The organism is Ornithinimicrobium sp., assembly GCF_030537745.1.
Classification (GTDB): domain Bacteria; phylum Actinomycetota; class Actinomycetes; order Actinomycetales; family Dermatophilaceae; genus Ornithinicoccus.
The window spans coordinates 19,449-29,830 of record NZ_JAUNVI010000022.1 but is presented as its reverse complement, the minus strand read 5'-3'; the positions used below and the strand labels follow the sequence as shown (position 1 = coordinate 29,830).

Below are 10,382 nucleotides of genomic sequence, written 5' to 3'. Positions count from 1 at the left end.
ATCGATGCTTGGTTCCTACGGCTGGGGCGCTGACCAGTGGGGCTGCCTGGACTCGCTCTGGCAGCGTGAGTCGGGATGGAACCACCTCGCGATGAACTCTTCCTCAGGCGCCTACGGCATTCCGCAGTCGCTGCCCGGCAACAAGATGGCGACGGTCGGCTCCGACTGGCAGACCAACCCGGCGACCCAGATCACCTGGGGCCTGGGTTACATCTCCGGTCGCTACGGCTCGCCGTGCGGCGCATGGGCCCACTCCGAGGCCGTCGGCTGGTACTAAACGCTGCCTGGAACGTTCGCGCTGACGCCGACAGCCCCGCGCCGTAGGCTGGCCGGGTGAGCGCGTTCAAGCAGGTCGGCAAGCAGGTCTCGCGCGAGGCCGGACGGATGGGGGATAACCCCTGGCTGCGTAGGTTGGCCCGCCTGGGCTACGTCGGTAGTGGCATCATCCATCTGCTGATCGGGTGGATCGCGGTGCAGGTGGCTCTGGGCGGGGGTGGCGAGGCCGATCAGGGAGGCGCGCTGCAGGCGCTCCGGTCGACCCCGTTCGGCTCAGTGCTGCTGTGGGTGTGTGTGGTGGGCTTCTTTGCGCTGGCCCTGTTTGAGGCCCTGGTGGGTGCGCTGGATGACGGCGAGGTAGCTGACCGGGCCAAGGCTGCCGGCAAGGCGATCCTTTACGCAGTCATGGGCGTAACGGCCACGACGTTCGCGATGGGTGGCAGCAAGGACAGCGGCAAGAGCAGTGCCGACCTAACCGCGACCTTGATGCACGTCCCCCTGGGGCGCGTCCTGGTCGGTCTGCTCGGCGTCGGCGTCATCGGGGCTGGCGCTTACCACGTCTACAAGGGCGTGGCCAAGACCTTCCTCCAGGACGTGACGACGACAGGGGGCGGGGCGGTGGGCAAAGGCGTGGAGCTGAGCGGGCTCATCGGGTATACCGCCAAGGGTGTCGCTCTTGCCGTCGTTGGAGGTCTCTTCATACTGGCGGCCTGGCAGGCGGACCCGGAGGAGGCGACCGGCTTGGACGGGGCCTTAAAGACGCTCGCCGACCAGCCGTTGGGCACCGTGCTCCTGCTCGTCGTGGCACTGGGCCTGGTCGCCTTCGGTGTCTACAGCTTTGCCCGGGCGCGCTACGCCCGGATGCAGGACGTCTAGAGCCGCCGCAGCCGCACGCGGTCTACCGTGTGCTCGGGCCCCTTCAGGAGGACGAGCGTGGCACGGCTGCGTGTCGGGAGGATGTTCTCCACCAGGTTGGGCGCGTTGATGGTGTCCCAGATGTTCTCGGCGATGTCGATGGCCGCATCGTCAGACAGCGTGGCGTAGCGGTGGAAATGTGACTCGGGGTCGGCGAACGCGGTCTGCCGCAGCGAGAGAAATCGCTGGAGGAACCAGTTTTTGATGTTGCCCACATGCGCGTCGACATACACAGAAAAATCGAAAAAATCGCTGACTGCCAGACCTGCGCGACCGTTGCTGTGAGCGGCTGGGGGCTGGAGCACGTTGAGTCCCTCGACGATCAGGACGTCGGGCTCGTGGATCACCACCCGCTCGCCGGGGATGATGTCGTAGACGAGGTGGCTGTAGACCGGCGCGATGACCTCGGACTTGCCGGCCTTGACCTCGGAGATGAAGCGCAGCAGGGCGCGCCGGTCATAGGACTCGGGGAAGCCTTTGCGGGACATCAGGTTGCGCTTGGCCAGCACCTCGTTGGGATAGAGGAACCCGTCGGTGGTGATGAGGTCGACCGTAGGGGCGGAATCCCAGCGGCGGATGAGCTCGGCCAGGATGCGCGCCGTCGTGGACTTGCCGACGGCGACTGAGCCCGCGACGCCGATGATGAAGGGAGTCCGCTTGGGCCGCTCGTCGAGGAAGTCGCTGGTGACTTGGTGCAGGCGGGCAGTGGCCTCCTCGTAGAAGGAGAGGAGACGGCTGATGGGGAGATAGACCTGCTCCACCTCTGCCAGGTCCAAGGGGTCACCCAGCCCGCGCAGTCGTGTGATGTCCGCTTCGTCCAGGTGCATCGGGTGCTCTTCGCGCAGCCGGGCCCAGTCGTCGCGGTCGAGCTCGACGTAGGGGGAGGGGATGCTGCGGCCGTTGCCATGAGAACCCATGCCGCGCATTCTGGCAGAGGCGGTCGCACGGAAGGAGAAGCCGTACCCTTGGCCCATGTGTGGAATCGTGGGATATGTCGGTCCGCGGACCGATGACAAGGCGCTCGAAGTCATCATGGAGGGGCTCGGACGGCTGGAGTATCGGGGGTACGACTCGGCGGGGGTCGCCGTCGTCGCTGGAGCGCTGGTAGAGACCCGCAAGCGCAGCGGCAAGCTGAGCAACCTGCGCTCGGCCCTGCAGGAGGCGCCGCTGCCACAGACCGCGACCGCGATCGGCCACACCCGATGGGCCACCCACGGCGGACCGACCGACGCCAACGCCCACCCTCACCGTGGCGGCGCCGACGGCAAGCTCGCGATCGTCCATAACGGGATCATCGAAAACTTCCACGGGCTGCGGCAGTCCCTCCTGGCGCGTGGGGTGAGGTTTACCTCCGAGACCGACACCGAGGTGGTCGCCCACCTCCTCAGCGAAGCCTTCACCGCGACCGGCGACCTGACGCAGGCCATACGTGAGGTCGTGGCGTCCCTGGACGGCGCGTTCACCGTGCTGGCACTGCACGCGGACCAGCCCCACGTCCTCGTCGGCGCTCGCCGCAACTCACCGCTGGTCGTCGGGCTCGGCGAGGGGGAGAACTTCCTCGGCTCCGACGTGGCCGCGTTCATCGGTTACACCCGCCAGGCGCTCGAGCTTGGCCAGGACCAGATCGTCACGATCACCCCCGAGACCTACGAGATCATCAACTTCGACGGGACGCCGTCGCAGGGCAAGGCCTACGAGGTGACCTGGGACGCGGCCGAGGCGGAGAAGGGCGGATACGCCACCTTCATGGAGAAGGAGATCCACGATCAGCCGCACGCGGTCGCCGACACGCTGCGTGGCCGCACCGATGTCGACGGCAACCTTGCGCTGGACGAGCTGCACATCTCCGAGGACGAGCTCAAAGTTGTGACCAAGGTGGTCATCGTCGCCTGCGGGACCGCCGCCTACGCCGGCATGGTCGCAAAATACGCCATCGAGCGGTGGGCGCGCATCCCGGTCGAGGTCGAGCTGGCGCACGAGTTCCGCTACCGCGACCCAGTGATCGACGCCCACACCCTCGTGGTCTCGATCTCACAGTCCGGGGAGACCATGGACACCCTGATGGCCGTGCGCCACGCCAAGGAGCTCGGCTCGCGCACCATCTCGATCTGCAACACCCACGGGTCGACGATTCCGCGAGAGTCGGACGCCGTGCTCTACACCCACGCCGGGCCGGAGATCGCCGTCGCGTCGACCAAGGCGTTCCTGGCTCAGATCACCGCCAGCTACATCCTTGGGCTCTATCTGGCCAGGTTGCGCGGAGAGCAGACGGACACGGCCGCCGTCATGGGGGAGCTGAAGGAGATCCCCGCGAAGATCGAGAAGCTGCTGGGCACCATGGACCGCGTGCGGGAGATCGCCTACTTCATGGCAGATTCACGCGCCGTCCTGTTCCTGGGCCGCCATGTCGGCTTCCCGGTCGCGATGGAGGGTGCGCTCAAGCTCAAGGAGCTGGCCTACATCCATGCCGAGGGTTTCGCGGCGGGTGAGCTCAAGCACGGCCCCATCGCGCTGATCGAGCCGGGCCAGCCGGTCTTCATCATCGTGCCGTCTCCAGACAGCGAGCACGGACTGCACGGCAAGGTGGTCTCCAACATCCAGGAAATCCGTGCTCGGGGTGCGCGCACGCTGGTCATCGCGGAGGAGGGAGACACTGACGTGGAGCCGTTCGCCGACGAGGTGATCCGCGTCCCCCGGACCCTCCCGCTCCTGGCGCCCCTGCTGACGGTGGTGCCGCTGCAGGTCTTCGCTCTCCACCTGTCCACAGCCAAGGGGCTGGACGTCGACCAGCCGCGCAACTTGGCCAAGTCCGTCACGGTCGAGTGAGGTCGCCATGATCGTCGGGGTCGGGATTGACGTCGTCGAGATCGATCGCTTCACCGACCGCCTGACCGCCAACGCGCGGCTCGGCGAGCGACTCTTTACGCAGGAGGAGCTCGGGTTGCGCCCAGAGTCGATGGCGGCCCGGTTTGCTGCCAAGGAGGCGCTGGCCAAGGCGCTGGGTGCACCGGTCGGGCTGCGCTGGACCGATGCCATCGTCGTGCGGGGCGAGGACGGCCGGCCGCACCTGCGCATCAGCGGCACCGTAGCGGCCCGTGCGGAGGCACTCGGGGTGACCTCCTTGCACGTTTCCCTCTCGCACGACGCTGGCGTCGCCACCGCCATCGTGATCGCCGAGGGCTGATGATTTGCGGGTATGCCGTCTCCGCCGTCCAGTCCGCAGAGGGCCGTGCGCAGGCTGGGCTGCCAGAAGGTGAGCTGATGCGACGCGCGGCCCGTGGCCTCGCGCAGCAGGTCGCGCTGCGGCTGGACGAGGGCGTCGAAGGCAGCACCACCCCTACCCGGGTCCTCGTGCTGGCCGGCCCGGGCCACAACGGCGGCGATGCGCTCCTGGCGGCCGCCCTGCTTCGGCGCGAGCGCCCGCACCTGCGCATCCAGGCGGTGGGGGTGGCCGCCGCGCTGCACGAGCAGGCGCGCGCTGTCGCGGAGGAGGCCGGCGTCCGGATACACCTCGTGAGGCCAAGTCCCCAGCGGGCCGAGTCTCTCCCCGAGGCCGTCCGCGAGGCGGTGGCCGGTGCGGAGGTGGTGATCGACGGACTCTTGGGCATCGGGGGACGACCCGGCCTGCGAGGAGCCATGGCCGAGGTGGTGGGAAAGCTGCCGAGCACCGCCTACACCTTCGCCGTCGACCTCCCTAGCGGCACGGACCCCGCCGGCCTCGCGCCAGCCACCCACCACGTCCAGGCGCAGGAGACAGTGACCTTCGGCGTCGCCAAGCCCGTGCACCTGCTGCCGGTGACCGAGGGCTCCGTGGGGGAGCTCACCGTCGTCGACCTCGGGCTGGTCCTAGACGAGCCTCCTGTCGTCGAGCGACTGGAGGCCAGCGATGTCGCCGCACGCTGGCCGGTGCCGGTGAGGATGGACGACAAATACTCCCGGGGGGTGCTCGGCGTCGTAGCCGGCGGCGAGCAGTACGCAGGCGCCGCCGTGCTGACCTGCACAGCGGCAGTCGAGGCCGGGGCGGGGATGGTCCGTTACGTCGGGACCTCGACACCGAGCACCCTGGTCCTTCAGGCTGTCCCGGAAGCGGTCACGCAGCCCGGACACGTCCAGGCTTGGGTGGTGGGACCGGGGTTGGACATCTCCGATACCTCGGTGGCCGGCCGCGCCCAGGTGCGTGCGGCGCGACGCGCCCTCGGCGAGGCCGTGCCCGCCGTGATCGACGCAGGCGGCCTCGACCTGCTGCCGGACCTGCTGACCGACGGCCCCCGCGCGGCCCCCACCCTGCTGACGCCCCATGCCGGGGAGCTGGCCAGGCTGCTGTCCATGCTGGGGCGCCAGGGCCCAGCGAGCGTGTCGGTCGATGACGTGCTCGCCGACCCAGTCGGGCACGCGCGGCGCGCGGCCACGCTGACCGGCTCGACGGTGCTCCTCAAAGGGACTACGACGCTGATCGTCGACCCGGACGAGACGGTGCCCCTGCGGAGCCAGGCAGACGGGCCACCGTGGCTGGCCACCGCCGGTGCCGGTGACGTCCTCGCCGGGCTGTGCGGCGTCCTGCTCGCGGCCGGGCTGCGCCCACGCGATGCTGGCTCGCTCGCCGCGCTGGTGCACGGGCAGGCGGCCCACCGGGCCAACCCGGGCGGGCCGGTCCGCGCACTCGCCGTCGCCAAGGCGCTGGCGCCGACGATCGCCGCGCTGCTCGCGTGAGCAACACCACCTGTGGCCCGCGGGCAGGAGGTCCTGCAGGGGGTTGCTAGGTTGGCAGCATGGATCAGCGTCTGTCCCTGGTGACCTTGGGTGTGAACGACCTCGACCGTGCCCGTGACTTCTATCGGGCCCTGGGGTGGGAGACCGGACCTTCCCCGGAGCACATCGTGTTCTTCCAGACCGGCGGCATGGTCGTCGCCCTCTGGGAGCGGATGGCGCTCGCCGTCGACTCCGGGATCGAGATCGACGGCGAAGCCGAGGACATGCCTGGCTCCGGTGCTGCCTGGGGTGGCAAGGTGCTCGGGCTCAACGTTGCCAGCGCCGCAGACGTCGACGAGCAGTTAGAGAGCGCGATGGCGGCCGGAGCCACCATCCTCCGACCAGCCGGCTCCCGCTACTGGGGCGGCTACTCCGGCGTCTTCACCGACCTGGACGGGCACGTGTGGGAGATTGCCCACAACCCCTACTGGTCGGTGACGGAGGACGGCCAGACCCTGCTCGGTGACGGTCGCGGCTGACCTCAGCGTCCCCGACGGTTCACCGCGCTGGCCACGGCGCGCAGCGACGCGGTCACCGTGCTCTGGTGGATGCCGACGCCCCAGCGGACCTCACCGTCGATCGCGCACTCGACATACGCCGCGGCGACCGCGTCGGCGCCCGAGCTGAGCGCGTGCTCGGTGTAGTCGAGCACCCGGACATCGATCCCCGCCGTTGAGAGGGCGTCGGTGTAGGCCGCGATCGGTCCGTTGCCCACCCCGCTCACCTGGTGCTCGCCTCCGCCCATCACGATGGTCGCGTCGATCCGGTCGATGTCCAGGATGTCGTCATGGACGACGGTGTACTCCTTGCTGACGAGCGGTCCGCCCTGGTGCAGATACTCTCGCTCGAAGGCCGCCCAGATGTCCGCTGGCAAAATCTCCCCACCGTTGGTATCGGTGTGCTGCTGTATCGCGCCGCTGAACTCGATCTGCAGGCGACGCGGCAGGTCGAGTTTGTGCTCCGTCTTCAGCACATACGCCACGCCGCCCTTGCCCGACTGGCTGTTGACCCTGATGACCGCCTCGTAGGTGCGGCCGATGTCCTTGGGGTCCACCGGCAGGTAGGGAACCTCCCAGCGAAAGTCGCCGATCTGCATCCCGGCCGCTTCAGCGTCGACCTCCAGCGCCTCGAGGCCCTTCTTGATCGCGTCCTGGTGCGAGCCTGAGAAAGCCGTGAAGACCAGGTCGCCGCCGTAAGGGTGGCGCTCGGCGACCGGCAACTGGTTGCAGTGCTCTACGGTGCGGCGGATCTCCTCGATGTCGGAGAAGTCGATCATCGGGTCGATGCCCTGGCTGAACAGGTTCATGCCCAGGGTGACCAGGCACACGTTGCCGGTGCGCTCGCCGTTGCCGAACAGGCACCCTTCGATCCGGTCGGCGCCCGCCAGATAGCCCAGCTCGGCGGCAGCGACGCCGGTGCCCCGGTCGTTGTGCGGATGCAGCGAAAGGATCACGTGCTCGCGGTGGGACAGGTGCCGGTTCATCCACTCGATGGAGTCGGCATACACATTGGGGGTGGCCATCTCCACGGTCGCCGGCAGGTTGATGATCACCGGCTTCTCGGCGGTCGGGACGAAGACCTCCATGACCGCGTTGCACACGCGGGCGGCGAACTCCAGCTCAGTCCCGGTGTAGGACTCGGGGGAGTACTCGTAGTAGATGTCCGTGTCCGGATGACGAGCACGGAGCTGTTCCTCCTGCTTGACGCAGATGCGCGCGCCCTGGACCGCGATATCGACGATCTCGTCTTCGCTCGCCCGGAAGACCACGCGCCGCTGCAGGGTCGAGGTCGAGTTGTAGAGGTGGACGATGGCCTGCCGGCAGCCCGCGATCGACTCATACGTGCGCTCGATCAGGTGCTCGCGTGCCTGGGTCAGCACTTGGATCACCACGTCGTCGGGGATCAGGTCCTCCTCGATGAGCATCCGCACAAAGTCGAAGTCCGTCTGGCTGGCGGCGGGGAAGCCCACCTCGATCTCCTTGTAGCCCATCCGCACGAGCAGCTCGAACATCCGCCGCTTGCGGTCGGGCGTCATCGGGTCGATGAGCGCCTGGTTGCCGTCGCGCAGATCGACGGCGCACCAGCGTGGCGCCGAGGTGATGGCCCGGTCCGGCCAGGTGCGGTCGGGCAGGTCGACGGCTGGGTATGCCGTGTAGCGCTGGACCGGCATCCCGCTGGGCTGCTGGGGGTTGCGCTCGATGATGCCCTCGGTCGGGCTGGTGGTGATGATGCTCATGGCTGGTCTGGATCTTCCTCGCTGGGCTGTGCCGGTTGGTCCGCCGATGGACAACAACGACTCCGCAGCGAGTGCCGGACCTAGGAGGTCTCGCTGCGGCGTCGAAGGAGGAGCAGGTGAGTCATCGAGAGGAACTCTAGCCGAAAAACATGACGTCGCGTCAAGTGGGCTACTCCACGGCCGCGGTCACGACCGGTTTCCACGACGGTCGGGTGGCTTCAAACGCACTGATCTCGTCCTCGTGCGCGAGGGTGAGGGAGATGTCGTCCAGGCCGTTTTCCAGGCGCCAGGCGACGTAGTCGTCGATCTGGAAGGGCGCGACGATATCGCCGCAGGTGACCTGCCGGTTGACCAGATCGACGGTGATCGTGGTGCCGGGCTCGGCCTCTAGCTGCTTCCAGATGAGCTCGATGTCGCCCTGCTCGACCTGTGCCGTGAGCAGGCCACCCTTGCCGGAGTTGCCGCGGAAGATGTCGGCGAACTTAGAGGACAGGACGGCCTTGAAGCCATACTGCTGCAGCGCCCATACCGCGTGCTCCCGGCTCGATCCCGTGCCAAAATCTGGTCCGGCCACGAGCACCGTTCCTTGACCGTAGATCGGGTCGTTGAGGACGAAGTCGGGGTCTTCGCGCCACCGCGCGAACAGGCCGTCCTCGAAGCCTGTGCGGGAGACGCGCTTGAGGAAGTGGGCCGGGATGATCTGGTCGGTGTCCACGTTGGAGCGGCGCAGCGGCAGACCGATGCCCGTGTGGGTGGTGAAAGGTTCCATCAGAGGTTCACCTGCGTGAGCTTGAGATCGGCGGGGGAGGACAGGGTGCCGCGGACCGCGGTCGCGGCCGCGACCGCGGGTGAGACGAGGTGGGTGCGACCGCGAGCTCCCTGGCGCCCTTCGAAGTTGCGGTTGGAGGTCGACGCACAGCGCTCTTCCGGGGCGAGCTGGTCGGGGTTCATCCCGAGGCACATCGAGCACCCCGCGAGCCGCCACTCGCCACCGGCGTCCAGAAATACGTGGTCCAGGCCCTCGTCCTCGGCCTGCAGCCGGACGGCGTGCGAGCCGGGGACGACCAGCAGACGCACCCCCTCGGCGATCTGCTGGCCCCGCAAGATGTCCGCGGCCAGGCGCAGGTCCTCGATCCGGCCGTTGGTGCAGGAGCCCAGAAAGACCGCATCGATCGCGATCTCGCGCATCGGGGTGCCGGCCTCCAGACCCATGTACTCCAGCGCTCGGCGTGCCGTGTCCTTGGCGTCGTCGTCGCCGAACGAGTCAGGGTCGGGGATGGCCTCGCCGAGCTGGACCGACTGGCCGGGGTTGGTGCCCCAGGTGACATACGGCGAGAGTGTGCTGGCGTCGATGACGACCTCGGCGTCGAAGACCGCGCCCTCGTCGGAGGGCAGCGCGCGCCAGGCCTGGACGGCGGCGTCCCAGTCCGCGCCCTTCGGGGCGTGTGGCCGACCCTGAAGGTAGGCGAAGGTGGTCTCGTCCGGCGCGACCATGCCAGCTCGCGCCCCGCCCTCGATCGACATATTGCAGATCGTCATTCGGCCCTCCATCGACAGGGCTCGGATCGCGGACCCGCGATACTCGAGCACGTAGCCCTGTCCGCCGCCGGTCCCGATCTGGTTGATCACCGCCAGGATGATGTCCTTGGCGCCGACCCCGTCAGGCAGCTCCCCCTCGACGGTGATCGCCATGGTCTTGAAGGGTTTGAGCGGCAGCGTCTGGGTGGCCAGCACATGCTCGACCTCGGAGGTGCCGATGCCGAAGGCGAGGGCACCAAAAGCACCGTGGGTCGAGGTGTGGGAGTCGCCGCACACGATCGTCATACCTGGCTGGGTCAGACCGAGCTCGGGGCCGATGACGTGCACGATCCCCTGTCCGAGGTGGCCGCGCTCGTGATGCACGATGCCGAACTGCTCACAGTTTGACTTCAGTGCCTCGAGCTGGGTCCGCGAGACCAGGTCGGTGACCGGACCGAGAGTGGTCGGGACGTTATGATCCTCGGTCGCTACGGTCAGGTCCGGTCGCCGGACCGTGCGCCCTGCCTGACGCACGCCTTCAAAAGCTTGGGGACTGGTGACCTCATGGATGAGGTGGAGATCGATATAGAGCAGGTCGGGCTCGCCGCCGGCCGAGCGGACGACGTGCTGGGACCAGAGCTTCTCGGCCATCGTCAGGGCAGTCATTGCGAGCCCCTTCCTCCGGGTT

At 68.2% G+C, this 10,382-nt stretch carries 9 protein-coding genes and 1 pseudogene; 6 read left to right on the top strand and 4 right to left on the bottom strand.

Annotated elements, in window-relative coordinates; genetic code table 11:
- A pseudogene (locus Q4P07_RS06720) lies at positions 1-277 on the top strand (transglycosylase SLT domain-containing protein); the annotation flags it as partial.
- Positions 278-333: 56 nt separating this feature from the next.
- The gene (locus Q4P07_RS06715; RefSeq protein WP_303374132.1) at positions 334-1,152 is read left to right on the top strand and encodes a DUF1206 domain-containing protein; all 819 of its coding nucleotides are present in this window, start codon (positions 334-336) and stop codon (positions 1,150-1,152) included.
- Here the strand turns inward: Q4P07_RS06715 and coaA are convergent.
- Entirely contained in the window at positions 1,149-2,108 is a 960-nt protein-coding gene (gene coaA, locus Q4P07_RS06710) for a type I pantothenate kinase (RefSeq protein ID WP_303374131.1), read from the bottom strand. The two genes, Q4P07_RS06715 and coaA, sit on opposite strands and share 4 nt — an antisense overlap.
- Positions 2,109-2,163: 55 nt before the next feature.
- Here coaA and glmS point away from each other — a divergent pair, with 55 nt between their 5' ends.
- From glmS to Q4P07_RS06690, 4 genes are all read left to right on the top strand, one after another.
- Positions 2,164-4,017 carry a glutamine--fructose-6-phosphate transaminase (isomerizing) gene (gene glmS, locus Q4P07_RS06705; RefSeq protein WP_303374130.1) on the top strand — a complete coding sequence of 618 codons (1,854 nt, stop codon included), beginning with the start codon at positions 2,164-2,166 and terminating at the stop codon, positions 4,015-4,017.
- 7 nt (positions 4,018-4,024) lie between these two features.
- Entirely contained in the window at positions 4,025-4,375 is a 351-nt protein-coding gene (locus Q4P07_RS06700; protein ID WP_303374129.1) for a holo-ACP synthase, read from the top strand.
- 77 nt (positions 4,376-4,452) lie between these two features.
- Positions 4,453-5,901, top strand: a complete 1,449-nt coding sequence (locus tag Q4P07_RS06695) for a bifunctional ADP-dependent NAD(P)H-hydrate dehydratase/NAD(P)H-hydrate epimerase (protein WP_368660256.1) — start codon at positions 4,453-4,455, stop codon at positions 5,899-5,901.
- Between the two features lie 59 nt (positions 5,902-5,960).
- Positions 5,961-6,419 carry a VOC family protein gene (locus tag Q4P07_RS06690; RefSeq protein ID WP_303374127.1) on the top strand — a complete coding sequence of 153 codons (459 nt, stop codon included), beginning with the start codon at positions 5,961-5,963 and terminating at the stop codon, positions 6,417-6,419.
- A 2-nt stretch (positions 6,420-6,421) separates the two neighbouring features.
- Here Q4P07_RS06690 and leuA read toward each other — a convergent pair whose 3' ends face one another.
- From leuA to leuC, 3 genes are all read right to left on the bottom strand, one after another.
- Positions 6,422-8,176, bottom strand: coding sequence for a 2-isopropylmalate synthase (leuA, locus tag Q4P07_RS06685; protein WP_303374126.1), 1,755 nt, complete (start codon positions 8,174-8,176; stop codon positions 6,422-6,424).
- Positions 8,177-8,345: 169 nt separating this feature from the next.
- Positions 8,346-8,945 carry a 3-isopropylmalate dehydratase small subunit gene (gene leuD, locus Q4P07_RS06680; RefSeq protein WP_303374125.1) on the bottom strand — a complete coding sequence of 200 codons (600 nt, stop codon included), beginning with the start codon at positions 8,943-8,945 and terminating at the stop codon, positions 8,346-8,348.
- Positions 8,945-10,360 carry a 3-isopropylmalate dehydratase large subunit gene (leuC, locus tag Q4P07_RS06675; protein WP_303374124.1) on the bottom strand — a complete coding sequence of 472 codons (1,416 nt, stop codon included), beginning with the start codon at positions 10,358-10,360 and terminating at the stop codon, positions 8,945-8,947. Before leuC ends, leuD begins: the two co-directional genes overlap by 1 nt.
- Positions 10,361-10,382: the final 22 nt, after the last annotated feature.

What these genes read in the sequence shown, in the direction of transcription:
- glmS (WP_303374130.1), top strand. Translation starts at nt 2,164, where the DNA reads ATGTGTGGAATCGTGGGATATGTCGGTCCGCGGACCGATGACAAGGCG.
- Q4P07_RS06695 (WP_368660256.1), top strand. Translation starts at nt 4,453, where the DNA reads ATGCGACGCGCGGCCCGTGGCCTCGCGCAGCAGGTCGCGCTGCGGCTG.
- leuA (WP_303374126.1), bottom strand. Translation starts at nt 8,176, where the DNA reads ATGAGCATCATCACCACCAGCCCGACCGAGGGCATCATCGAGCGCAAC.
- Q4P07_RS06690 (WP_303374127.1), top strand. Translation starts at nt 5,961, where the DNA reads ATGGATCAGCGTCTGTCCCTGGTGACCTTGGGTGTGAACGACCTCGAC.
- leuC (WP_303374124.1), bottom strand. Translation starts at nt 10,360, where the DNA reads ATGACTGCCCTGACGATGGCCGAGAAGCTCTGGTCCCAGCACGTCGTC.
- coaA (WP_303374131.1), bottom strand. Translation starts at nt 2,108, where the DNA reads ATGGGTTCTCATGGCAACGGCCGCAGCATCCCCTCCCCCTACGTCGAG.
- Q4P07_RS06700 (WP_303374129.1), top strand. Translation starts at nt 4,025, where the DNA reads ATGATCGTCGGGGTCGGGATTGACGTCGTCGAGATCGATCGCTTCACC.
- leuD (WP_303374125.1), bottom strand. Translation starts at nt 8,945, where the DNA reads ATGGAACCTTTCACCACCCACACGGGCATCGGTCTGCCGCTGCGCCGC.